Below are 24,898 nucleotides of genomic sequence, written 5' to 3' on the forward strand. Positions count from 1 at the left end.
CTAGGCCTCGGCGAAGACACTTTGCAGTCGCTGCAGGTCTTCGGGGGTGGTGACCTTGATGTTGTCCGCCCGGCCTTCGACCAGGCGCGGCGCATGCCCCGCCCACTCCATGGCCGAGGCCTCGTCGGTGATGGCGGCGCCCGCGGCCAGACCGGCGCTCAGGGCGTCGCGCAGGGCGCCGAGGCGGAACATCTGCGGCGTATAGGCCAGCCAGACCTGGCTGCGGTCGACTGTCTCGCTCACCCGGCAATCGCGGCCGACGCGCTTGAGGGTATCCCGCGCCGGCACGCCCAGAAGACCACCCACCGGGTCCTGGGCCAGTTCGGCCAGTAGCCGATCCAGATCGGCGCGGCAGAGATTGGGCCGGGCAGCATCGTGCACCAGCACCCAGTCGCCATCGCTGGCGCCCTGCTCGCTCAGCAGCAGCAGGCCACCCAGCACCGAGTCGGCGCGCTCACGCCCACCCGGGGCGCGCAGGATGCGGGCGTCGCGGGCACAGGCCAGCGTCGGCCACCAGGGATCTTCCGCCGCCAGGCTCACCGCCAGCCCGCGCAGGCGCGGATGGTCGAGAAAACAGTCGAGGGTGCGCTCCAGCAGGCTGCGGCCGCACAGGTCGAGGTATTGCTTGGGTCGGTCGGCACGCATCCGCGCACCCACACCCGCGGCGGGAATGACCGCCCAGAAGGAAGGCAGAAGGGACATTATTTGGATTGCAGGAAAAGGGTTTCGCCTTGTTTGACCATGCCGAGTTCGTGGCGGGCACGCTCCTCGACGGTCTCCATGCCTTTCTTGAGCTCGACGACCTCGGCTTCGAGGATCTCGTTGCGCTCCAGCAGGCGCTTGTTCTCACCATTCTGGTCGGCGATCTGCTGCTTGAGTTCGCGCACCTGGGCGAAGCTGCCATCACCGACCCACAGGCGATACTGAAGACCGCCAAGCAGCAGGAGCAGGAAGGGGAACAGCCAGTAGGGACTTCGCATGGGAGATAACGGATTCGCGGACGGCGGATGCCGCAAAGGCGGCGGCAGAGACGAAAACAGGATAGAAGCCCGGCTCTACGCTTGTAAACTGGGCATCTATCCTGTGGTCCGTCGGACGTGGCGGAAGGCGACGACCTCTGTCATCGCCTCCCCGGTCGCGCAACCCTTAGCTGCGGAACTCGGCACGACCGCGGTAAGGCGCCTTGGCACCCAGCTGCTCTTCGATGCGCAGCAGCTGGTTGTACTTGGAGACGCGATCGGAACGGCACAGCGAACCGGTCTTGATCTGACCGGCGGCGGTGCCCACGGCCAGGTCGGCGATGGTGGAGTCTTCGGTCTCGCCGCTGCGGTGGGAGATCACCGCGGTGTAGCCGGCGGCCTTGGCCATCTGGATGGCTTCCAGGGTCTCGGTCAGGGAGCCGATCTGGTTGAACTTGATCAGGATCGAGTTACCGATGCCCTTCTCGATGCCTTCCTTGAGGATCTTGGTGTTGGTGACGAACAGGTCGTCGCCCACCAGCTGCACCTTGCTGCCGATCTTGTCGGTCAGGGCCTTCCAGCCAGCCCAGTCGGACTCGTCCATGCCGTCTTCGATGGAGATGATCGGGAACTGCTCGGTCAGCCCGGCCAGGTAGTCGGCGAAACCGTTGGCGTCGAAGGCCTTGCCCTCGCCGGACAGGTCGTACTGGCCGTCCTTGTAGAACTCGCTGGAGGCGCAGTCCAGGGCCAGGGTCACGTCGGTGCCCAGCTCGTAACCGGCATTCTTAACCGCTTCGGCGATGGCGGCCAGGGCGTCGGCGTTGGAGGCCAGGTTGGGCGCGAAGCCGCCTTCGTCACCCACGGAGGTGCTCAGGCCACGAGCCTTGAGCACGGCTTTGAGGTGATGGAAGATCTCGGCACCCACGCGCAGGGCATCGGCAAAGCTCTTGGCGCCAACCGGCTGGACCATGAATTCCTGGATGTCGACGTTGTTGTCGGCATGCTCGCCGCCGTTGATGATGTTCATCATCGGCACCGGCATGGAGTACTGACCGGGGGTGCCGTTCAGGTTGGCGATGTGGGCGTAGAGCGGCAGGTCCTGGTCTTCGGCAGCGGCCTTGGCGGCCGCCAGGGACACGGCCAGGATGGCGTTGGCGCCCAGCTTGGCCTTGTTGTCGGTACCGTCCAGCTCGATCATGGCGCGGTCCAGGGCCTTCTGGTCGCTCGGATCCTTGCCCAGCAACAGGTCACGGATCGGGCCGTTGATGTTGCCCACGGCCTTCAGGACGCCCTTGCCCAGGTAACGGCTCTTGTCGCCGTCGCGCAGCTCCAGTGCCTCGCGCGAACCGGTGGACGCGCCGGACGGCGCGGTGGCGCGACCGACGATACCATTGTCCAGGATCACGTCCGCTTCAACGGTGGGGTTGCCGCGGGAATCCAGGACCTCACGTCCCTTGATGTCGACGATGTTAGCCATTTTTGTATCGATCTCCATGTTACCGGTCATTGACGGATCAGCCTTCGGCTGCGCCTGGGCCTTTTGGTTCAGCCGCCGCTTAGGCAGTTTCGATCGGCGTGAACGACTTCACCAGCTCGTCCAGCGCCTTGAGCTGGGCCAGGAAGGGCTCCAGCTTGTCCAGGCGCAGGGCACAGGGGCCGTCGCACTTGGCATGTTCGGGATCCGGATGGGCTTCGAGGAACAGACCGGCCAGGCCCTGGCTCATGCCGGCCTTGGCCAGGTCGGTGACCTGGGCGCGGCGGCCGCCGGCGGAATCGGCACGCCCGCCCGGCATCTGCAGGGCATGGGTGACATCGAAGAACACCGGGTAGCCGAAGCTCTTCATGATGCCGAAGCCGAGCATGTCGACCACCAGGTTGTTGTAGCCGAAGGAGGAGCCCCGCTCGCAGAGGATCAGCTGGTCGTTGCCGGCTTCTTCGCACTTGGCGAGGATGTGCTTCATCTCCTGGGGCGCGAGGAATTGCGCCTTCTTGATGTTGATCACGGCGTCGGTCTTGGCCATGGCCACCACCAGATCGGTCTGCCGCGAGAGGAAGGCCGGCAGCTGGATGATGTCGCACACCGCCGCCACTGGCGCCGCTTGGTAGGGCTCGTGGACGTCGGTGATCACCGGCATGCCGAAGGTGGCCTTGAGCTCTTCGAAGATGCGCAGGCCGGCTTCCATGCCCGGACCGCGATAGCTGGTCACGGAGGAGCGGTTGGCCTTGTCGAAGCTGGCCTTGAAGACGTAGGGGATGCCCAGCTTCTCGGTCACCTTGACGTATTGCTCGCACACCTGCATGGCCAGGTCGCGGGATTCCAGCACGTTCATGCCGCCGAACAGCACGAAGGGCTTGTCGTTGGCGATCTCGATGTTGCCGACGCGGACGATCTTCTGAGCGGTCATGATCAATCCTTCTTGGCGTAACGCAGGGCGGCGTTGACGAAGCCGCTGAACAGCGGATGGCCGTCACGCGGGGTGGAGGTGAACTCCGGGTGGAACTGGCAGGCGACGAACCAGGGATGATCCGGGGCTTCCACCACTTCGACCAGGGCGCCGTCGCCCGAGCGACCGGAGATCTTCAGGCCGGCGGCCTCGATCTGCGGTAGGAGGTTGTTGTTGACCTCGTAGCGGTGACGGTGGCGCTCGACGATGACGTCCTGGCCATAGCAGTCGTGCACCTGGGTACCGCCGATCAGCTGGCACTCCTGGGCGCCCAGGCGCATGGTGCCGCCCAGGTCGGAGCCTTCGGTACGGATCTCGGTCGCGCCGGTGGAATCCTGCCATTCGGTGATCAGGCCGACTACCGGGTGGCCACTGGCCTTGTCGAATTCGGTGGAGTTGGCGTCTTTCCAGCCCAGCACGTTACGGGCGAATTCGATGACCGCCACCTGCATGCCCAGGCAGATGCCCAGGTAGGGGATCTTGTTCTCGCGGGCGTACTGCACGGTGGCGATCTTGCCTTCCACGCCGCGCAGGCCGAAGCCGCCCGGCACCAGGATGGCGTCCACGCCCTTGAGCAGATGGGTGCCCTGCTGCTCGATGTGCTCGGAGTCGATATAGCGCAGGTTGACCTTGGTGCGGCTCTGGATACCAGCGTGGGTCATGGCCTCGATCAGCGACTTGTAGGCGTCGAGCAGCTCCATGTACTTGCCGACCATGGCGATGGTGACTTCCTGCTCGGGGTTGAGCTTGGCGTCCACCACGCGATCCCACTCGGACAGATCGGCCGGCTTGCACTCCAGGCCGAAGCGCTCGACGACGAATTCGTCCAGGCCCTGGGCGTGCAGCACGGAGGGAATGCGGTAGATGGTGTCGACGTCTTCCAGGGAGATGACCGCGCGCTCTTCGACGTTGGTGAAGAGGGCGATCTTGCGGCGGGAAGAGCTGTCGACGGTGTGGTCGGAACGGCAGATCAGCACATCGGGCTGCAGGCCGATGGAGCGCAGTTCCTTGACCGAATGCTGGGTCGGCTTGGTCTTGGTCTCGCCGGCGGTGGCGATGTAGGGCACCAGGGTCAGGTGCATCAGCATGGCACGGCGCGCGCCGATCTCCACCCGCAGCTGGCGGATGGCTTCGAGGAAGGGCTGCGACTCGATGTCACCGACGGTGCCGCCGATCTCCACCAGGGCCACGTCGGCATCGCCGGCGCCCTTGATGATGCGTCGCTTGATCTCGTCGGTGATGTGCGGGATCACCTGCACGGTGGCGCCCAGGTAGTCGCCACGACGCTCCTTGCGCAGGACGTCCATGTAGATGCGACCGGTGGTGAAGTTGTTGTTCTGGGTCACGGTGGTGCGGATGAAGCGCTCGTAGTGACCCAGGTCCAGATCGGTCTCGGCGCCGTCATGGGTGACGAACACCTCGCCGTGCTGGAAGGGGCTCATGGTGCCGGGATCCACGTTGATGTAGGGATCCAGCTTGAGCATGGTGACCTTCAGCCCTCTCGCTTCCAGAATGGCGCCCAGGGAGGCCGAGGCGATGCCTTTCCCCAAAGAAGAAACAACACCGCCCGTGACGAAAATAAAGCGCGTCATGAAAATTCCTAGAATCTGCGTTGAGGCGGAGAGCCGCCGATGAAAGCGAGAGCGGTCGGCCTGGCGCCGGACCAATGCACACCGTCCACTCGGGGCGAGCGGAAAATGCGATATAAGACGGGAGCGTAGTCTAGCCTAAAGGTCATCCCAGCTCAAACCCGCCCATGCCGTCTGCGGGCTGCCACTCAAGCCGCCCTCCCCCCGGCAGGCCATCCAGACTGGGCAGGTTGGCCACCGCCAGCAGTTCGTCGCCGCCCCAGAGCAGCGGCAATTGGCCGCGCAGGAACGGCGGCACCCCCTGTTCGTTGAGCAGACGCTTGAGATCGCGGCTGCCGCGACCCGGTACGACCAGCCGCTCGCCACCCTGGCGATAGCCGATTCTCCAGCCGGATGCGACGACCGGTACGCTGAATCGCAGGCGACCATTCCCCTGGAGTTCCAGGGTGGCTTCCTGCCCGTTGACGACCTGGGGCGACGGCGCGACCTGCCAGGCCGCGGGCACCCACCAGATCCGCCCTGCCCCCCGGCGCAGACTGCCACCTTCGAGAGGCCAGACGGGATCGCCGGCCTCGCCCGCCTCGCGCAATGCCTGCCAACCGGCCCAGTGGGCGCTGTCGGGCTGGCGGGTGAAGCTGTCCAGCCAGACCCGCAGGGCATTGCGCTGGCGTGCCTCGCTCAGGGACTGCAAGGGCGCCAGGGCCAGACTGGGCAAGGGGATCCAGGGGAAAGGCTGTTCGGCCCGCCGGGCCTGCTGCAGATCCAGGCTGGCCAGTTCGCCGAGCAATTCGTCGGCTTCGGCCAGATGCCGGGCACTGCGCGCCATGACCTGATCGACGCCCGGCCAGCGGTCGCGTAGCCGCGGCAGCACCTGGTGCCTCAGGTAATTGCGATCCAGCCGGGTATCGGCATTGCTGGGATCCTCGATCCAGTCCAGCCCCTCGGCTTCGGCATAGGCCAGCAGCGCGCGCCGCGGCTCGTCCAGCAGCGGTCGCCAGAGCCGACCGGCGGCCAAGGAACGGGTCTCGGGCATGCCGGCCAGGCCCTTGACCCCCGCGCCGCGCACCAGCCGCTGCAGCAGGGTCTCCAGCTGATCGTCGCGATGCTGGCCCAGCACCAGGCAGCCCTCCCTGGGCAGCACCCGGGCGAAGGCGGCATAGCGCGCCTCGCGGGCAGCCCGTTCGAGACTGGCGGCGCCATCGATGTGGACGTGCAGGATATCGAGAGGAATGGCCAGCGCTTGGCAGACCCGGGTGCAGTGCGAGACCCAGGCATCCGCCGCGGCTTGCAGACCATGGTGCACATGCACCGCCTGCAGATCGGCGAACAGGCCGCGCTCGCGCAGTCGCGCGAAGAGGTGCAGGAGAACGGTGGAATCGAGTCCGCCGGAAAAGCCCACCCGCCAGTGACGGGTGGGCGGCTGCCGCTCCAGGCGGGCGCGCAGCCGATCCAGCAGACTCATAGGGGCGGGATCAGGCGATGCCGTAGCTCATCAGGCGCTCGTAGCGACGTTCCAGCAGCGCCGGCATGTCGTAGCCCTTGAGTTCGTCCAGCTGTTCCAGCAGCGCGGTGCGCAGGCTGTTGGCCATGGCCTGGGGATCGCGGTGCGCACCACCCAGGGGCTCGTCGATCACCTGGTCGACGATGTTCAGGCTCTTCAGTCGCTCGGCGGTGATGCCCATGGCCTCGGCGGCATCGGGCGCCTTCTCGGCGGTCTTCCAGAGAATGGAGGCGCAACCTTCCGGCGAGATCACCGAGTAGGTGGAGTGCTGCAGCATGTTGAGCTGGTCGCAGACGCCGATGGCCAGGGCGCCACCGGAACCACCCTCGCCGATCACGGTGGCGATGATGGGGGTTTTCAGGCGCGCCATGACGCGCAGGTTCCAGGCGATGGCCTCGCTCTGGCCACGCTCTTCGGCGTCGATGCCCGGGTAGGCGCCGGGGGTATCGATGAAGGTCAGGATCGGCATCTTGAAGCGCTCGGCCATTTCCATCAGGCGGCAGGCCTTGCGATAGCCTTCCGGACGCGGCATGCCGAAGTTGCGACGGACCTTCTCGCGGACTTCACGACCCTTCTGGTGGCCGATGACCATCACCGGACGGCCGTCCAGGCGGGCGATGCCACCGACGATGGCCGGATCGTCGGCGAAGTGGCGGTCGCCGTGCAGCTCTTCGAAATCGCTGAACAGGTAGTTGATGTAGTCGAGGGTGTAGGGACGCAGCGGATGACGCGCCAGACGAGCCACCTGCCAGCTGGACAGGTCGCTGAAGATGCTCTTGGTGAGCGCCTGGCTCTTCTCCTGCAACCGGGCGATCTCGTCACTGATGTTCAGCGCATTGTCGTTACCGACCAGTCGAAGTTCTTCGATCTTGGCCTGGAGATCGGCGATGGGCTGTTCGAAATCGAGATAGTTCGGGTTCATGGGCATCCGTTAGTGCAATCTAGAGCCAAGGGCCGGGGCGCCTACCTTAAGGGATCGGACGGGACAGGTCGAGACTCCTGCCACGTCACCGGCACCCGCCGCTGGCGAGGGTTGGGACGAAGCGCACGCGGCGCTCGGACTTAACGATAGTTCAGAAAGACGTTCTCCCTGCCGAACTGGTCACGCAGGGTTTGAATCAGGCCGTCGGCCGGGTCGATCCGGTAGTTCTCGCCGAACTGCAGCAGCGCCCGCGCGGTGGGGCCCTGGTAGTCGATGGTGACCGGACAGGCGCCGCGATGACGACCGCACAACTCGCCCAGCCAGCGCAGCCGGTCGCCGGCCAGCGCCTCGCTGCGCACCGCGATCCTGAGGCTTTCCGCCAGGGCGGTCCGGGCCTCTTCCAGACCCAGCACGCGCTTGGCGCGCAGGCGCAGGCCACCGGAGAAATCGTCCTGGCTGACCTCGCCCTCGACGATCACCAGGGCGTCGGTCTGCAAGAGCGCCTGGGCGGCGTTGAAGGCTTCGGCGAACAGCGAGGCTTCGATGCGCCCGGACCTGTCGTCCAGGGTGACGAAGCCCATCTTGTCGCCGCGCTTGTTCTTCATCACCCGCAGATTGACGATCAGCCCGGCGACGGTCTGGGTCTCGCGCGACGGCTTGAGGTCGACGATGCGCTGGCGCGCCAGCCGGCGCACCTCGCCTTCGTATTCCTCGATGGGGTGACCGGTCAGGTACAGCCCCAGGGTTTCCTTTTCCCCGCGCAGGCGCTCCTTGAGATTGAGCTCGCGGGCGCGCCGGTGGTTGGCATAGACGTCGGCCTCGGGCTCGGCGAAGACGCCACCGAAGAGATCGACATGGCCGCTGTTGTGGCTGCGGGCGGTCTGTTCGGCCGAGGCGATGGCCTCCTCCATGGCGGCCAGCAGCACGGCGCGATTCTGGTCGATGGTCGCCTGATAGGCCTTGAGCTCGTCATGGTAGTGCGGACCCAGGCGATCCAGGGCACCGGAGCGGATCAGGGCTTCCAGGGTGCGCTTGTTGATGCGCTTGAGGTCCACCCGCGCGCAGAAGTCGAAGAGGTCCTTGAAGGGGCCTTCGGCCCGCGCCTCGACGATGGCCTCCACCGGGCCCTCACCGACACCCTTGATCGCCCCCAGGCCGTAGACGATGCGCCCGCCTTCGTTGACGGTGAACTTGAACTCGGAGATGTTCACGTCCGGCGTGTCGATGCGCAGCTTCATGTGGCGGCATTCCTCGATGAGGATCACCACCTTGTCGGTGTTGTGCATGTCCGCCGACAGCACCGCGGCCATGAAGGGCGCCGGATAGTGGGTCTTCAGCCAGGCGGTCTGGTAGGACACCAGGCCATAGGCCGCCGAGTGCGACTTGTTGAAGCCGTAGCCGGCGAATTTTTCCACCAGGTCGAAGATGTTGCCGGCCAGGTCCGCATCGATGCCGTTGTTGGCGCAGCCTTCGATGAAGCCGCCGCGCTGCTTGGCCATCTCCTCGGGCTTCTTCTTGCCCATGGCGCGGCGCAGCATGTCCGCCTGGCCCAGGGTGTAGCCGCCCATGACCTGGGCGATCTGCATCACCTGTTCCTGGTAGAGGATGATGCCGTAGGTGGGCGCCAGCACCGGCTGCAGGCCTTCGTACTGGTAGTCCGGATGCGGATAGGCCAGCTCGGCGCGGCCGTGCTTGCGGTTGATGAAGTCGTCCACCATGCCCGACTGCAACGGACCCGGGCGGAACAGCGCCACCAGGGCGATGAGGTCTTCCAGGCAGTCAGGCTTGAGCTTCTTGATCAGCTCCTTCATGCCGCGGGATTCCAGCTGGAAGACGGCGGTGGTCTCGGCCTTCTGCAGCAGGGCATAGGTCGGCTTGTCGTCCAGCGGGATGAAGTCGATGTTGAGCGGCTCGCGCCCCTCTTCCACTTCCGTGCGGTTGATGGTCTCCAGCGCCCACTTGATGATGGTCAGGGTGCGCAGACCGAGGAAGTCGAACTTGACCAGACCGGCCTGCTCGACGTCGTCCTTGTCGAACTGGGTCACCAGGCCGTTGCCGTCTTCGTCGCAGGCGATGGGCGAGAAATCGGTCAGCTTGGTCGGCGCGATCACCACGCCCCCGGCGTGCTTGCCGGTGCCGCGGGTGATGCCTTCCAATTTCAAGGCCATGTCCCAGATTTCCTTGGCGTCCTCGTCGGTCGCCAGGAAGTCGCGCAGCGGCTCCTCCTGCTCGAAAGCCTTCTGCAGGGTCATGCCCACTTCGAAGGGGATCATCTTCGACAGGCGGTCGGCCAGGCCATAGGACTTGCCCTGCACCCGCGCCACGTCGCGCACCACCGCCTTGGCGGCCATGGTGCCGAAGGTGATGATCTGGCTCACCGCCTCGCGGCCGTACAGGTCGGCCACGTATTCGATCACCCGGTCGCGACCGTCCATGCAGAAGTCGACGTCGAAGTCGGGCATGGAGATCCGCTCGGGGTTGAGGAAGCGCTCGAACAGCAGGTCATAGGCCAGCGGATCGAGGTCGGTGATCTTGAGTACGTAGGCGACCAGGGAGCCGGCACCCGAGCCCCGGCCGGGGCCGACCGGCACGCCGTTGTTCTTCGCCCACTTGATGAAGTCCATCACGATGAGGAAGTAGCCGGGGAAGCCCATCTGGATGATGATGTCGAGCTCGAAGTTGAGTCGGTCGACGTACTCCTGGCGCTTTTCCTCGTAGTTCGGCGTGGTCTCGCGCGGCCAGAGCACGGCCAGGCGCTCTTCCAGGCCCTCGAAGGACACGTGGCGCAGGTAGTCGTTGATGGTCATCCCGTTGGGGATCGGGAAGTTGGGCAGGAAGTACTTGCCCAGCTGGATCTCGATGTTGCAGCGCTTGGCGATCTCGACGGTGTTTTCCAGCGCCTCCGGCAGGTCGCTGAACAGCTCGGCCATCTCGGCCGCCGACTTCAGGTACTGCTGGTCGCTGTACTTGCGCTCGCGCCGGGGATCGTCCAGCGGCCGGCCCTCGCCAATGCAGACGCGGGTCTCGTGGGCCTCGAAGTCCTCGGCCTTGAGAAAGCGCACATCGTTGGTCGCCACCAGGGCGCCCCCGCAGCGATCGGCCAGGGCCACGGCGGCATGCAGGTGCTCTTCGTCACCGACTCGCTCGGTGCGCTGCACCTCCAGATAGAAGCGATCCTGGAAGACCTGCTGCCATTCCTCGAACAGCTGATCGGCCAGCGCCAGGTCACCTTCGAGCAGTGCCAGGCCGATCTCACCCTCCTTGGAACCGGACAGGGCGATCAGGCCTTCGCTGGCGTCCTTTACCCAGTCGCGCTGGATGACGATCTGACCGTCCTGCTGGCCTTCCTGGAATCCACGGGACAGCAACTCGGTGAGGTTGCGATAGCCCTTGGCGTTCATGACCAGCAGGGTCATGCGGCTCAGGGGCGCGTCGCCTTCGCGGCCGGCCAGCCAGATGTCGGCGCCGGCGATGGGCTTGATCCCGGCGCCCATGGCCGCCTTGTAGAACTTGACCAGCGAACAGAGGTTGCCCTGGTCGGTCACCGCCACGGCCGGCATCCCGGCGGCTTCGGCAGCCTTGACCAGCCCCTTCACCCGCACGATCCCGTCGACCAGGGAGTATTCCGTGTGGAGACGCAGGTGGACGAAGGATGCGGACATGGCAGAGACCCCTTGATGCATGAGGCGCGAGATTGTACTGGATTGTCGACCCGGGGTCAGAACGCCGCGACGGCCGTCAGTAGGTGGCGATGATCTGGGTGGAGGCCTGGGTCTCGAGGGCGTGCCAGGCATCGCGCACCGGCGCGAAGGAGCGCCGGTGAATGGGCGTGGGCCCCAGGCGCCGGAGCGCGTCGAGATGTACGGCGGTGGGATAGCCCTTGTGCCCGGCCAGGCCATAGCCCGGATAGAGGGCATCCAGCACCTGCATCTCGCGATCGCGGGTCACCTTGGCCAGGATGGACGCCGCAGCGATCGCCGGGACCTGGCTGTCTCCCTTCACCACCGGCGCACTGGGCACCGCCAGCTTGGGACAGCGATTGCCATCGATCAGGGCCAGCCGCGGCTGCACCTGGAGCCCTTCCACCGCGCGCTGCATGGCCAGCATGGTGGCGTGCAGGATGTTCAGCCGGTCGATCTCGGCGACCTCGGCGCGGGCCACGCACCAGGCCAGGGCCTTTTCCTGGATCTCGTCGAACAGGGCTTCGCGGCGCGCCAGCGACAGCTTCTTAGAATCGTTCAGGCCGAGGATGGGCTTGCCCGGATCGAGGATCACTGCGGCGGTGACCACGGCGCCGCACAGCGGACCGCGACCGACTTCGTCGACGCCGGCGACCAGCGCCTCGACCAGATTGAAATCCAGGCCCAGCTGCATCAGCCACGCTGCCGCAGGAGATCCAGCACGGCAGCCGCCGCCTGGACCGAGGCATCGCGCCTCAGGCTGTGATGAATGGCGGCGAAGCTGTCGGTCTGCTGCTGCGGCTGCTCCAGCAGCGGCAGGAGTTCGGCCACCAGCCGCTCCGGCGTCGCTTCGTGCTGGATCAGCTCGGGCACCAGCTTGCGCCCGGCCAGGAGGTTGGGCAGCGAGATGTAGGGACTCTTCACCAGCTGCTTGAGGATCAGATAGGTCAGGGGCGCCACCCGATAGGCCACCACCATGGGTCTCTTGAACAGCAGCGTCTCCAGGGTCGCGGTGCCCGAGGCGATCAGCACGCCATCACAGGCGGCCAGCACCTCATGGGATCGCCCATCGGTCAGCAGCAGCGGCAGCGGCGGCCGACCTTCCAGCAACTGCTCCACCTGCGCCCGCCGCGCCGCATTGGCACAGGGCAGAACGAAGCGCACACCAGGACGTACGGCCAGCAACTGGGCGGCAGCGTCGAGGAACAGCGCACCGAGACGCCCTACTTCACCGCCGCGACTGCCCGGCAACAGGGCGACGACCTGCCCCTCTTCCGGCAAGCCCAGGGCCTGCCGGGCGGCCAGGCGGTCGCTGTCCAGAGGGATGGTATCGGCCAGTGGATGGCCGACGAAGCGCACCGGCACCTGCTGTTCTTCGTAGAAACGCGCCTCGAAGGGAAACAGGGTCAGCATCAGGTCGCAGCCGTCGCGGATCTTCAGCACCCGCTTCTGTCGCCAGGCCCAGACCGAGGGACTGACATAGTGCACGGCCGGAATGCCGGCGCGATGCAGCTGGGCTTCGATCTCGAGGACGAAATCCGGGGCGTCGATGCCGATGAAGACATCGGGACGGGCGTCGAGCAACTGACTGATCAGCGCCTTGCGCCGACCCAGGAGTTCCCGCAGGCGGCCGAGCACCTCGACCAGCCCCATGACCGCCAGGCGTTCCATGGGAAATTCGGACACCAGCCCTTCGGCTTCCATCCGCGGACCGCCCACGCCCATGAAGGAGATATTCGGATGCTGAGCACGCAGCGCCTGCATCAGACCGGCGCCGAGCAGATCACCCGACGCCTCCCCTGCCACCAGCGCCACACGCAAAGGGCGCTGGGCGAACTCAGCGGGTGATGCCACGCGTCGCACTCAGGATGGAATCGCGGAACACCGCCACTTCGGGAAACTGCTGAGCCACCGGTTCCAGCTCGCGCAGGGCGTCATCGACAGTCAGACCCTGGCGGTAGACCACCTTGTAGGCGCGGCGCAATTCCTTGATGGCTTCGGCCGAGAAACCCCGGCGGCGCATGCCTTCGAAGTTCATGCTGCGGGCTTCGGCCGGATTGCCGAACACCGTCACGTAGGCCGGTACGTCCTTGCCGATGGCCGTGCCCATGCCGGAAAAGCTGTGGGCGCCGATGCGGCAGAACTGATGCACCAGGGTATAGCCGGACAGGATCGCCCAGTCGTCGACATGCACGTGCCCGGCGAGGGCCGTGTTGTTGACCAGGATGCAATGATTGCCGATCACGCTGTCATGGCCGATGTGCACATAGGCCATCAGCAGGTTGTGATCGCCAAGGGTCGTCTCTTCCCGATCCTGCACGGTACCGCGATGGATGGTGACCCCTTCGCGGATGGTGTTGTGATCGCCGATCCGCAGCCGGGTCGGTTCGCCCTGATACTTGAGGTCGGGCGTATCCTCGCCGATCGACGAGAACTGGAAGATACGGTTGTGACGCCCGATCACGGTCGGACCCTTGAGGATGACGTGAGGCCCGATGACGGTCCCCTCGCCAATCTCGACATCCGGTCCGATGATCGACCAGGGGCCGACCTGGACATCGGCGGCGAGCCGTGCCTGGGGGTCGACGATAGCCCTGGGGTCAATCAACGTCATAGCTTGCGTTCCGCACAGATGATTTCAGCCGAGCAGACCGGCTTGTCGTCTACACTGGCGTGGCATTCGAATTTCCAGATGCCGCGCTTGGTGCTGATGAAGCGAGCGTCGAGCATCAGCTGATCGCCCGGCGTTACCGGCTGGCGAAACCGCAGCTTATCCGATCCGACGAAGTAGTACAGGGTGCCATCGGCCGGCGAGGAATTCATCATCTTGAAACCGAGCACGCCGGCAGCCTGGGCCATGGCTTCGACGATCAGCACGCCTGGCATGATCGGATGCTGGGGGAAGTGGCCGGTGAAGAAGGGCTCGTTGATGCTGACGTTCTTGTAGGCACGAATGCGCTTGGCTTCGATATCCAGCTCCAGCACGCGATCCACCAATAGAAAGGGATAGCGATGCGGGAGATATTCACGGATCTCGTTGATGTCCATCATGGTCGGGGAAGGCCTGTTCAGAAAGGGGAAACATCCGATGCAGAATCAAGCATCAGAAGCAGCGTCATCCCGCGAGGTCACGGTAGCAACGATTTTTTCCAGATGTTGCAGACGGCGGGCCATGTCGTCGAGGTGACGAATCCGCGCGGCGCTCTTCTTCCATTCGCCGGCCGGCTGCATGGCCGTACCGGATGAATAGGCGCCGGGCTCGGTAATCGAGCGGGTCACCATGGTCATACCGGTGACGAACACGTGGTCGCACACCTCGATATGACCGACCATGCCCACGCCGCCGGCGATGGTGCAGTGTTTGCCGATCTTGGTGCTGCCAGAGATGCCGACGCAGGCGGCCATGGCGGTGTGCTCACCGACCTGGACGTTGTGCGCGATCATGATCTGGTTGTCGAGTTTGACGCCATTGCTGATGACCGTGTTGGCCAGGGCGCCCCGGTCGATGGTGGTGTTGGCACCGATCTCGACGTCGTCGCCGATCAGTACGCCACCCAGCTGGGCGATCTTCTGCCACTGGCCACGTTCGTTGGCGAAGCCGAAGCCCTCGGCGCCGATCACGGCACCCGATTGCACCACGGCACGCTCGCCAATGGTCACGTCGTGATAGAGCGTGACCCGCGGCGCCAGCCAGCTGTCGGCACCGATGACGCTGCGCGCACCCACCACGCAGTGGGCGCCCAGACTGACACCGGCGCCGATGCGCGCCTGGGCCTCGATCACCACATAGGGACCGATGGCCGCCGTCGGATCGACCTGGGCATCCGCTGCGACCAGCGCGGTGGGATGGATACCGGCTGCGCTGCGCGGCTTGCGATCGAACAGATGGGAAAGGCGCGCATAGGCCAGATAGGGATTCGCCAGGATCAGGGCGTCGCCAGCGTAGCCGTCGGCGTCCTTTTCCGTCAGCAGCACGGCCCCGGCCTGGGTGTCGGCCAGGTAGCGGCGGTACTGCGGATTGGCGAGAAAACTCAACTGCTCAGGACCGGCTTCGGGCAGGGTAGCCAGACCGGTCACCAGGCGCTCGGACGAACCGCGTAACTCCACGGTCAACTGGCGGCTTTCCAGCCACTGCGCCAGTTCGCCCAGCGTAAAGGTGCTATGGCTCATCAACGACCCGCGTTCATGCGCTCGATGACCTGGCGCGTGATGTCGTACTGCGGCTTCACGTCCACCACGGCGCCACGCTCCAGCACCAGATCGTAATCACCCTTCTTCAGCACCTCTTCCACGGCCTTGTCCAGGCGCGGCTTGAGCAGCTTGAGCATGTCGCGATCCGAGGCCGCCTTGGCGTCGTTGAGTTCCTTGGACTGGAACTGGAAGTCACGGGCCTTCTGGCGGAAGTCGTTCTCCAGGCGGGTGCGCTCGGCCTGGGCCATCTTGTCACCGCCCTTGTTGAGCTTGTCCTGGATGTCCTTGGCGGAGCTTTCCAGACCCTTGAGCTTGTTCAGCTGGGGACCGAACTTCTTCTCGGAATCCACCGCGTACTTCTTGGCAGCGTCGGATTCCAGCAGAGCCATCTGGTAGTTCAGGACAGCGATCTTGGTATCGGCGAACACCGGAGCGGCGACGAGAACGGCAGCGAACAGAGCGTAACGGGTGTACTTGTGCACAGTTGACTCCTGCGTAAAGCGCAAAGGTGTAGCCTGGGTCAGAACGTCTGACCCAGCGAGAACTGGAAGACCTGCGGATCGGAGTTACTCGGCTTCTTGACCGGCACGCCCAGGCTGAAGCTCAGCGGACCGAGGGCGGTGACCCAGGTCACGCCAACGCCGACGGAACTGGCCATGTTGGAGAAGCTGACGTCGCCACAGTTTTCTGTCGACTTCAGGTAGCACTTGGTGCTGAACACATTACCCACGTCCCAGAACAGCACGGTCCGCAGGGATTTCTGGTCTTTCACGAAGGGCAGCGGGAAGAGGTACTCCACGCCGCCTGTGATGAGCACGTTGCCGCCAAAGGCCTCGGACTTGTCACGATCGCGATAGCCCTGGCCTTGGGCGCCATACTTGGTACCAAGAGCAGGATCATCATTGATGTATCGCGGAGGCGTTGTACGTGGACCCAGGCTGCTGTCTTCGAAACCCCGTACCGAGTTGAAGCCACCGGCGTAGTAGTTCTCGTAGAACGGCAGGCCGTCGGTGCTGCCATAGCCGTCGCCGTAACCCAGCTCGGTATGGAAGCGCAGCGCGGTAGTATCGGTCAGCGGGGTGAACAGCTGGCCGCGATAGTCGAGCTTGTAGAAGCTCAGGTCGCTGCCCGGGATGGTGATCTGGCCGGTCAGGCTCTGGGAGGCACCACGGGTCGGCAGGACGCCGCGGTTGAGCGTCGAGCTCGACCACCCGATGCTGGCCTTGAAGTTGGTGAAGTTGTCCCCTTCGCGCTGGACGAAATCATAGATCTCGTCGGCACTGTAGGTACCCGGATTGATCTCGTCGTTCTGCACGCTCAGACCATAGGTCAGGCGCGAGGTCTCGCTGATCGGATAGCCGAGGGTGACACCGGTACCCAGGCTGTTGATCGAGTAGTAGGAGACATCACTGTCGTACAGTTTGCTGTAGTCGGTGCTGCGATAGAAGATGTTGTAGCCCAGGCTCACGCCATCCGGCGTGAAGTAGGGATCGGTGAAGCTGAAGTTGTAGCGGCTCTGGTACTGGGAACGGGTCAGACCGATGCTGACTTGGTTGCCGGTACCCAGGAAGTTGTTCTGGCTGATGGAGCCGCCCAGGATCAGACCCGCGCTCTGGGCGAAGCCGATGCTGGCGGTGATGGAGCCCGACGGCTGCTCTTCGACGTTGTAGTTGACGTCGACCATGTCGTCGGTGCCAGGTACCTGTGGCGTCTCGACCTTGACTTCCTTGAAGTAGCCCAGGCGCTCGAGGCGGGTCTTGGACTGGTCGATGAGATAGGTGGAAGCCCAACCGCCTTCCATCTGGCGCATCTCACGACGCAGCACCTCGTCCTCGGTCTTGGTGTTGCCGCGGAAGTTGATGCGATTGACGTAGGCACGCTTGCCCGGATCGACCACATAGGTGAGGGACACACTGTGGTCGTCGTCATGGGGCTCGGGCAGGCCGTTGACGTTGGCGAAGGTATAGCCTTCGTTGCCCAGCCGGCGGGTAATCAGGTCCGAGGTGCTGGTCATGACCTTGCGCGAGAAGACCTGACCCGGCTGGACCAGCATCAGTTTGCGCAGCTCTTCCTCCGGCACCTTGAGGTCGCCGGACAGCTTGACTTCACGAACGGTGTACTTCTGCCCTTCGTTGACATTGACCGTGATGTAGACGTGCTTCTTGTCGGGCGTGATGGACACCTGGGTCGAGGTGATGTCCATGTTGATGTAGCCGCGGTCCAGGTAGTAGGAGCGCAGGCGCTCGAGGTCACCCGCCAACTTTTCCCGGGAGTACTTGTCATCGTTGCGGAAGAACGACAGCCAGTTGCTCGGCTTGAGCTCGAACAGCGAGGTCAGGTCATCCTCGGGGAAGACCGTGTTGCCCACCACGTTGACGTGGGAGATGGTCGCCACCTCGCCTTCGTTGATGGTGATCTTCAGCTGCACTCGGTTACGGGGCTGCGGCACCACCTCGGCGTCGATGCTGGCGGAGTAGCGACCCTGGGCGACGTACTGGCGCAGCAGTTCGTTGCGCACGCCTTCCAGCGTCGCGCGCTGGAAGATCTCGCCTTCGGCGAGACCGGCCTGCTTGAGACCCTTCATCAGGTCGTCGCTGGAGATCGCCTTGTTGCCTTCCAGGGTGATGCTGGAAATGGAGGGACGCTCGACCAGGTTCACGACCAGGACGTTGCCGTCACGACCCAGCTGGATGTCCTGGAAGAATCCGGTACGGAAGAGCGAGCGGGAGGCTTCGGCCAACTTATTGTCGTCGACGGATTCGCCGACGTTGAGCGGCAGGGCACCGAAGACGCTGCCGGACGATACTCGTTGCAGTCCGTTGACGCGGATATCGGAGATGGTGAAGGACTCGGCGTGTACCTCGCCGATCATCAGCGCGGCTATTACCGCAGGTAGCAGCAGGCGTTTCATGAGTCCCTTTTATTCCAACTGGCAAATAAAGAATCTGCCGCACGGGGCGGCAGATTCGGCAATCAGCAGAGTGTCAGAGGCGACCGAGGTCATTGACCAAGGCCAGCAGCATCACACCCACGACGAGGCTAATACCGATCTGCATGCCCCATGTCTGTACACGCTCGGACAAGGGCCGCCCGCGAATCCACTCGACGAAGTAGAAGACCAGATGACCGCCGTCGAGCACAGGGATAGGCAACAGATTCAGAACCCCCAGGCTTATGCTCAGGTACGCCAGAAAATTGAGGAAATCCCCCAGGCCTGACTGAGCTGAAGCGCCCGCCACTTTAGCAATGGTTATCGGCCCGCTCAAGTTTTTTACCGACAGCTCTCCCAAGAGCATCTTCTTCAGGGAAACCAGTGTCAGCACGCTCATCTGCCAGGTTCGGCTGATACCTTCGCCCACGGCCGCCACGGGTCCGTAGCTAATTTCGCGAACCATTTCCGCTGGCCACTTGACCGGCGCCACACCCGCACCGAGGTAACCGGTCTCGGCGCTATCGACGCGCCGCGCGCCCAGGCGCAGGGACAGCTCGCGTCGCTGACCCTCCCGCTCATAGCTCACCTTGACCTGCTGATCCGGGTGCGCCCGCACCCAGTCCACGGCCTGCTGCCAGTCACCGATGGGCGTATCGTTCAGGGCGATGAGGCGATCACCCGCCTGGAGGCCGGCGGCTTTCGCCGGACCGGCCGGATCCAGCTCGGCGAAGATGGCCGGAATCTGCGGCCGCCAGGGCTTGAGACCCAGCGCCTGGATCGGGTCCGGATCTTCCGCGCCGCGCAGCCAGCCGTCGAGCTGGATGACCGCGTTCTGCTCGGCAGTGGTGCCCGGGACCCGGTAGCTCAGGCGTAGCGGACCGCTTTCACCCAGGCGATCGACCAGGCGCAGATTGACCGCTGACCAGCTGTCTACCGCCGCGTCATCGACCGCGGTCAGTTCGGCGCCCGCCGGGATACCCGCGGTGGCAGCCAGGGTATCAGGCGTGACCGATCCCACCACCGGACGCGGCTGCTGGGAGCCGAGCATGGCCAGCACCCAGAAGAACAGGATGGCGAGCAGGAAGTTGGCGATCGGACCGGCGGCGACGATGGCGATGCGCTGGCGTACCGTCTTGCGATTGAAGGCGGCATGCTGTTCTTCAGGCGCCACCGGCGCTTCGCGCTCGTCCAGCATCTTCACGTAGCCGCCCAGCGGGATCGCCGCCACCACGAATTCGGTGCCCTGGCGATCGTGCCAGCGCAGCAGCGGTTTGCCGAAGCCCACGGAGAAGCGCAGGACCTTGACGCCGCAACGGCGCGCCGTCCAGAAATGGCCATACTCGTGGATGGTCACCAGCACGCCCAGGGCGATCAGGGTTCCCAGTATCGTATAAAGGATGGACATTGGCTGCCTCCGCTACCTCAGTGTGCAGATTCTGCGGACTCGCAGGCCAGGTGTCGAGGCGCGGGATCAGCGTCTCGACAGCCACTCCCGAGCCAGCTGCCGAGCGGTGCTGTCGGCCGCGAAGACCGTGGCGAGATCGCTGGCCGGACAGGGCTCGACAGCCTTGAGCACCGCTTCGATCAGCTGCGGGATCTCGGTAAAGCCTAGTCGCCCCTCGAGAAAGGCCTCGACGGCGACCTCGTTGGCCGCGTTTAGCGTGGCCGGCATGCAACCGCCCGCCTGGGCCGCCTCCCGCGCCAGCCGCAGGCAGGGAAAGCGATCTTCGTCGGGCCGTTCGAAGTCGAGCCGGCCGATCTCGAACAGGTCCAGCGCCGCGACGCCGGAGTCGATGCGCTCGGGCCAGGCCAGGGCGTGGGCGATAGGGGTGCGCATGTCGGGATTGCCCAGCTGGGCCAGCACCGAGCCATCCACGTAGTCCACCAGCGAATGAATCACGCTCTGGGGATGGATGACCACCTCGACCTGCTCCGGCGTCGCCTCGAACAGCCAGCAGGCTTCGATCAGCTCCAGCCCCTTGTTCATCAGGGTCGCGGAGTCCACCGAAATCTTGCGCCCCATGGACCACTTGGGATGGGCACAGGCCTGATCCGGCGTCACCCCGGTCAGTTGTTCGGCCGGCGTCTCGCGGAACGGGCCGCCCGAAGCGGTGAGCAGGATGCGTCTTACGCCCTTGCGGGCCAGGCCGGGCGTCGCCGGATCGGCCAGGCACTGGAAGATGGCATTGTGCTCACTGTCGATGGGCAGCAGGGTCGCGCCACTGGCCTGCACGGCCTCGATGAAGAGCGCGCCGCTCATGACCAGGGCTTCCTTGTTGGCCAGCAGTACGCGCTTACCGGCCTTGACCGCCGCCAGGGTGGGCTTCAGACCCGCCGCGCCGACGATGGCCGCCATGACGGTATCCACCCGGGGATGGGCCGCGATGGCCTCCAGGCCACCCTCCCCCACCAGGATCTCGGGGCGGGCTTCAGCCCCTTGCAGCAAAGCGGCCAACTGATCGGCGGACGCCTGATCCGGCACGGCTGCATAGACCGGCTGGAAACGCCGGCAGAGGTCTGCCAGCTCGCTCAGTCGACGATGCCCGCTGAGGGCGAAGATGCGATAGCGATCGGGATACCGGGCCACGACATCCAGGGTGCTGGCGCCGATGGAGCCCGTCGCACCCAGGACACAAAGCTGCTGGAGACTCACTGGACACCCCAGCCGGCCCACCAGAGCAGCAGGGCGAACAGCGGTACGGCGGCCGTGAGGCTGTCGATGCGATCCAGCACGCCACCGTGCCCCGGCAGCAACTGGCTGCTGTCCTTGAGCCCGGCCTGACGCTTGAACATGCTTTCGGTGAGATCACCCACCACCGAGATCAGCACCACGCAGGCGGCGCCGATGAGTGCCTGCAGGAGGTCGCCCAGGCCCCAGCCACGGACCAGACCAAGCACCAGAGTAGCCACCAGCGCGGCGGCCAGGCCGCCATAGAGACCTTCCCAGCTCTTGCCCGGACTCACGGCCGGCGCCAGCTTGCGCTTGCCGAAGGCCCGTCCGGAAAAATAGGCGAAGATGTCGGCCAGCCACACCAGCATCATCACTTCGAGAATCAGCAGATTGCCACCCGGTGCCGCCTTGAGCAGCATCAGCCCCTGCCAGGCCGGAACCAGCACCACCAGACCGATCAGCAGGCGCCGCCAGGAGGCCTGCCAGGCGCGAGCGCTGTCGGGATAGGTGAGCACCAGCACCGTCGCATAGAGCCACCAGGCCAGACTGATGAACAGCAGGCCATGGGCACCGGCGGGGAGCCACCAGCAGAGCAGCAGCGCCAGCGCGACCACGGCGGCATAGGCGCAACGCAGCGACTGGGCTTCCAGACCCGCCAGCCGCGCCCATTCCCAGGCGCCCAGGACCACGACCGCACCGATGAACAGGGCGAAAGCCGCCCCTTCCAGCCAGAAAAATCCGGCCAGGGCGATGGGCAGGAGCACCATCGCCGTGATAACTCGCTGCTTCAGCATTAGGCGCGTAGCTCCGCTTCCACCTGTTCGCAGGTCCGGCCAAACCGCCGCTGGCGGGTGGCAAAGTCCGCCAGGGCAGCGTGCATGGCCTCGTGCTTGAAGTCCGGCCAGAACAGGTCGGAGAAATACAGTTCGGCATAGGCGATCTGCCAGAGCAGGAAGTTGCTGACCCGACGCTCACCACCGGTACGGATGCACAGGTCGGGCAAAGGCAGGTCGGCGGTCGCCAGACAGCCTTGCAGCAACTCGGGCGTGATCTCACCCGGCTGCAGCGAACCCTGCTGGACCCGCGCCGCCAGTTGCTGGGCGGCCTGGGTGATATCCCACTGCCCCCCGTAGTTGGCAGCGATCTGCAGCACGAACCGGGTGTGATGGGCAGTGAGCGCCTCGACTTCCGCCATGGCCGCCTGCAGCTCCGGATGGAACAGCGAGCGATCGCCGATGATGCGCAGCCGGATGCCATTCTGGTGCAGCTTCTTCGCCTCCCGCCGCAGGGCGGACAGGAAGAGCTCCATCAGGGCGCCGACCTCGTCGGCCGGACGCCGCCAGTTCTCGCTGGAAAAGGCGAACAGCGTCAGCACCTCGACGCCCGCATCGCCGCACACCTCGATGACCGCGCGCACGGCGTCCACTCCGGCCTTGTGACCGGCGACGCCCGGCAGCAACCGACGGCGCGCCCAGCGATTGTTCCCATCCATGATGATCGCCACGTGACGCGGCACCACCTTGCCTGGCTTGCTCATGCCCATGTTACGTCCCAACCGTTGTCAAACAGCCATCAAGTCGGCTTCCTTGGCCTCCAGAGCCTTGTCCACCTCGGCGACGAATTTATCAGTCAGCTTCTGGACTTCATCCTGAGCGCGACGATCCTCGTCTTCACTGATTTCCTTTTCCTTGAGCAGATCCTTGAGCTGAGCCAGGGCATCGCGACGGATGTTGCGCACGGAAACCCGCGCCTGCTCGGCCTCGGCACGCGCCTGCTTGGTGAAGCCCTTGCGGGTCTCTTCGGTCAGCGCCGGCATCGGTACGCGAATGGTGGTACCGGCGGTGGCCGGATTGAGGCCCAGGTCGGAGGTCATGATGGCCTTCTCGACCGCCTGGATCATGCTCTTGTCGAACACGCTCAGGGCCAGGGTCCGCGAATCCTCGACGGTGACGTTGGCCACCTGACGCAGCGGGGTGTCGCTGCCGTAGTAGGACACCATGACGCTATCCAGGATGCTCGGATGAGCGCGTCCGGTACGGATCTTGGCAAAGGCGTGGCCCAGGGCTTCCAGGGTCTTGGTCATGCGCGTCTGCGCATCCTTCTTGATCTCGTTGATCATGCTGCTCCCTCCTCGATCAGGGTGCCCTCACCACCGCCCACCACGATATTGAGCAGGGCGCCGGGCTTGTTCATGTTGAAAACCCGCAGGGGCATGCTGTGGTCACGGCAGAGACAGATGGCCGTGAGATCCATGACACCCAGCTTGCGGTCGAGCACCTCGTCGTAGGTCAGGCGCTCGAATTTTTCGGCATTGGGATCCTTGAAGGGATCGGCCGTGTATACACCATCCACCTTGGTGGCCTTGAGCACCAGGTCGGCCTCGACCTCGATCGCGCGCAGGCAGGCGGCGGAATCGGTGGTGAAGAAGGGGTTGCCGGTACCGGCGGAGAAGATGACGACTTCGCCATCCTTCAGCTGACGCAGGGCCTTGCGCCGATCGTACTGATCGGTCACGCCGACCATGGAGATGGCGGACATCACCGTGGCGGGAATGTTGGAACGCTCCAGGGCGTCGCGCATGGCCAGGGCGTTCATCACCGTGGCCAGCATGCCCATGTGGTCACCGGTCACCCGATCCATACCGGCAGCGGACAAGGCCGCGCCGCGGAACAGGTTGCCACCGCCGATCACCAGACCGACCTGGACACCGATACCCACCAGCTGGCCGATCTCCAGCGACATGCGATCCAGCACCTTCGGATCGATCCCGAAGTCTTCACTTCCCATCAGGGCTTCGCCACTGAGCTTCAGCAGAATACGCTTGTAACGGGGTTGGCGACCACTCATCTGCTGTGCCATTCACTCTCTCCTGTGGCGATGAACATGTGCGGGGGATTTTGATCCAGCGATAGGAAAGCGCAACCGCAGTTGCGTTCACTCCAATCGGCAAAAAACTCCTTGGAAGAGCAGAAATCAGACCTGCCTTCCAATTTGACAAAGAGGCCGCGCGCTCGAAGCGGGCGGCCTCCTGGTCAACGGCAGATGCCGGGCTTACTGCTTGCTGGCAGCCAGCTGGGCAGCCACTTCGGCAGCGAAGTCGACTTCGGCCTTCTCGATGCCTTCGCCCACTTCGTAACGCACGAAGGAGACGATTTCGGCGCCGGCTTTCTTGGCCAGTTCACCGACCTTGACTTCCGGATCCTTGATGAAGGGCTGCTCAACCAGGCTGGCTTCGGCCAGGAACTTGTTGATACGACCCTTGACCATGTTCTCCACGATGTTTTCCGGCTTGCCGGCGATCTTGTCGGCGTTCAGCGCCAGGAAGATTTCCTTTTCCTTGGCGACAGCTTCTTCGGAAACCTGGGAGGGATTCAGGAACTGGGGATTGCTCGCCGCGACGTGCATGGCGATTTCCTTGGCCAGCTCGGCGGTGCCACCCTGCAGGGTAACGACCACACCGATGCGGTGACCGTGGAGGTAGGCGCCAACGACATCGCCTTCGACACGGGTCAGACGACGGATGTTGACGTTCTCGCCGCACTTGGCGACCAGGGCCTCACGGGCGGCTTCCTGAGCGGCGATCAGCGGAGCGGCATCGCTCATCTTCTCGGCGAAGGCCTTGTCCAGGCTGGCGGCGACGAAGCCCTTGAAGTCGTCCTGCAGAGCCAGGAAATCGGTCTGGGAGTTTACTTCGATGATGACGGCAGCCTTGTGGTCGTCAGCGACCTTGACCGCGATGGAGCCTTCGGCAGCCACGTTACCGGCTTTCTTGGCGGCCTTGATGGCGCCAGCGGCACGCATGTCGTCGATGGCTTTCTCGATGTCGCCACCGGCAGCGGCCAGGGCCTTCTTGCAATCCATCATGCCTTGGCCGGTGCGCTCGCGCAGTTCTTTGACCAGGGCTGCAGTGATTTCTGCCATGTTTGAAATCCTCTTGAATCGGTTTCGAGGTCACTCCGCACGGAGACGGAGCCAATGAAACGCCAGTAGGCAAAAAGGGGGCTAGGCC

Annotated in this window: 22 protein-coding genes; all 22 read right to left on the reverse strand. The window is 64.6% G+C overall.

Features of this window, described 5'->3' with window-relative positions; all coding sequences use genetic code 11:
• Positions 1-702 (reverse strand): 2-C-methyl-D-erythritol 4-phosphate cytidylyltransferase, encoded by a 702-nt coding sequence (ispD, locus tag ACZ5R1_RS16625; RefSeq protein ID WP_464712575.1) that lies wholly within the window; start codon positions 700-702, stop codon positions 1-3.
• Positions 702-980: a septum formation initiator family protein gene (locus tag ACZ5R1_RS16630; protein ID WP_007159473.1), complete on the reverse strand. Its 279-nt coding sequence runs from the start codon at positions 978-980 to the stop codon at positions 702-704. Before ACZ5R1_RS16630 ends, ispD begins: the two co-directional genes overlap by 1 nt.
• 166 nt (positions 981-1,146) lie before the next feature.
• The gene (gene eno / locus ACZ5R1_RS16635; RefSeq protein WP_007159474.1) at positions 1,147-2,436 is read right to left on the reverse strand and encodes a phosphopyruvate hydratase; all 1,290 of its coding nucleotides are present in this window, start codon (positions 2,434-2,436) and stop codon (positions 1,147-1,149) included.
• Between the two features lie 79 nt (positions 2,437-2,515).
• A complete protein-coding gene (gene kdsA / locus ACZ5R1_RS16640) occupies positions 2,516-3,364 on the reverse strand; it encodes a 3-deoxy-8-phosphooctulonate synthase (RefSeq protein ID WP_017639039.1) in 849 nt (282 codons plus the stop codon).
• A 2-nt stretch (positions 3,365-3,366) separates the two neighbouring features.
• Positions 3,367-4,995: a CTP synthase gene (locus ACZ5R1_RS16645; protein WP_007159476.1), complete on the reverse strand. Its 1,629-nt coding sequence runs from the start codon at positions 4,993-4,995 to the stop codon at positions 3,367-3,369.
• A 142-nt stretch (positions 4,996-5,137) separates the two neighbouring features.
• A complete protein-coding gene (gene tilS / locus ACZ5R1_RS16650) occupies positions 5,138-6,454 on the reverse strand; it encodes a tRNA lysidine(34) synthetase TilS (protein ID WP_464712576.1) in 1,317 nt (438 codons plus the stop codon).
• A gap of 10 nt (positions 6,455-6,464) precedes the next feature.
• Positions 6,465-7,415: an acetyl-CoA carboxylase carboxyltransferase subunit alpha gene (locus ACZ5R1_RS16655; protein ID WP_007159478.1), complete on the reverse strand. Its 951-nt coding sequence runs from the start codon at positions 7,413-7,415 to the stop codon at positions 6,465-6,467.
• Positions 7,416-7,555: 140 nt separating this feature from the next.
• Positions 7,556-11,077 carry a DNA polymerase III subunit alpha gene (dnaE, locus tag ACZ5R1_RS16660; protein WP_464712577.1) on the reverse strand — a complete coding sequence of 1,174 codons (3,522 nt, stop codon included), beginning with the start codon at positions 11,075-11,077 and terminating at the stop codon, positions 7,556-7,558.
• 76 nt (positions 11,078-11,153) lie between these two features.
• Positions 11,154-11,789 carry a ribonuclease HII gene (rnhB, locus tag ACZ5R1_RS16665; protein WP_464712578.1) on the reverse strand — a complete coding sequence of 212 codons (636 nt, stop codon included), beginning with the start codon at positions 11,787-11,789 and terminating at the stop codon, positions 11,154-11,156.
• On the reverse strand, positions 11,789-12,916 hold the full coding sequence (gene lpxB / locus ACZ5R1_RS16670; RefSeq protein ID WP_161796599.1) for a lipid-A-disaccharide synthase: 1,128 nt from the start codon (positions 12,914-12,916) through the stop codon (positions 11,789-11,791). The genes rnhB and lpxB overlap by 1 nt, the downstream gene beginning before the upstream one ends.
• Positions 12,917-12,932: 16 nt before the next feature.
• Positions 12,933-13,709, reverse strand: a complete 777-nt coding sequence (lpxA, locus tag ACZ5R1_RS16675) for an acyl-ACP--UDP-N-acetylglucosamine O-acyltransferase (RefSeq protein ID WP_144955616.1) — start codon at positions 13,707-13,709, stop codon at positions 12,933-12,935.
• Positions 13,706-14,146, reverse strand: coding sequence for a 3-hydroxyacyl-ACP dehydratase FabZ (fabZ, locus tag ACZ5R1_RS16680; RefSeq protein WP_007159483.1), 441 nt, complete (start codon positions 14,144-14,146; stop codon positions 13,706-13,708). Before fabZ ends, lpxA begins: the two co-directional genes overlap by 4 nt.
• A gap of 45 nt (positions 14,147-14,191) precedes the next feature.
• Entirely contained in the window at positions 14,192-15,265 is a 1,074-nt protein-coding gene (lpxD, locus tag ACZ5R1_RS16685) for a UDP-3-O-(3-hydroxymyristoyl)glucosamine N-acyltransferase (RefSeq protein ID WP_042136064.1), read from the reverse strand.
• Entirely contained in the window at positions 15,265-15,768 is a 504-nt protein-coding gene (locus ACZ5R1_RS16690) for an OmpH/Skp family outer membrane protein (protein ID WP_007159485.1), read from the reverse strand. Before ACZ5R1_RS16690 ends, lpxD begins: the two co-directional genes overlap by 1 nt.
• A 38-nt stretch (positions 15,769-15,806) precedes the next feature.
• Positions 15,807-18,197, reverse strand: a complete 2,391-nt coding sequence (gene bamA, locus ACZ5R1_RS16695; protein ID WP_197850867.1) for an outer membrane protein assembly factor BamA — start codon at positions 18,195-18,197, stop codon at positions 15,807-15,809.
• A 73-nt stretch (positions 18,198-18,270) separates the two neighbouring features.
• Entirely contained in the window at positions 18,271-19,623 is a 1,353-nt protein-coding gene (rseP, locus tag ACZ5R1_RS16700; RefSeq protein ID WP_044341488.1) for a sigma E protease regulator RseP, read from the reverse strand.
• A 66-nt stretch (positions 19,624-19,689) separates the two neighbouring features.
• On the reverse strand, positions 19,690-20,871 hold the full coding sequence (gene ispC / locus ACZ5R1_RS16705) for a 1-deoxy-D-xylulose-5-phosphate reductoisomerase (RefSeq protein WP_464712579.1): 1,182 nt from the start codon (positions 20,869-20,871) through the stop codon (positions 19,690-19,692).
• The gene (locus ACZ5R1_RS16710) at positions 20,868-21,683 is read right to left on the reverse strand and encodes a phosphatidate cytidylyltransferase (protein ID WP_144955628.1); all 816 of its coding nucleotides are present in this window, start codon (positions 21,681-21,683) and stop codon (positions 20,868-20,870) included. Before ACZ5R1_RS16710 ends, ispC begins: the two co-directional genes overlap by 4 nt.
• The gene (gene uppS, locus ACZ5R1_RS16715; protein ID WP_027602572.1) at positions 21,683-22,432 is read right to left on the reverse strand and encodes a polyprenyl diphosphate synthase; all 750 of its coding nucleotides are present in this window, start codon (positions 22,430-22,432) and stop codon (positions 21,683-21,685) included. Before uppS ends, ACZ5R1_RS16710 begins: the two co-directional genes overlap by 1 nt.
• An 18-nt stretch (positions 22,433-22,450) precedes the next feature.
• On the reverse strand, positions 22,451-23,008 hold the full coding sequence (frr, locus tag ACZ5R1_RS16720) for a ribosome recycling factor (RefSeq protein ID WP_007159491.1): 558 nt from the start codon (positions 23,006-23,008) through the stop codon (positions 22,451-22,453).
• On the reverse strand, positions 23,005-23,748 hold the full coding sequence (pyrH, locus tag ACZ5R1_RS16725) for a UMP kinase (protein ID WP_007159492.1): 744 nt from the start codon (positions 23,746-23,748) through the stop codon (positions 23,005-23,007). The genes frr and pyrH overlap by 4 nt, the downstream gene beginning before the upstream one ends.
• Before the next feature lie 192 nt (positions 23,749-23,940).
• On the reverse strand, positions 23,941-24,810 hold the full coding sequence (gene tsf / locus ACZ5R1_RS16730; protein ID WP_007159493.1) for a translation elongation factor Ts: 870 nt from the start codon (positions 24,808-24,810) through the stop codon (positions 23,941-23,943).
• Positions 24,811-24,898 lie beyond the last annotated feature (88 nt).

The organism is Pseudomonas sp. Pso3, assembly GCF_055393275.1.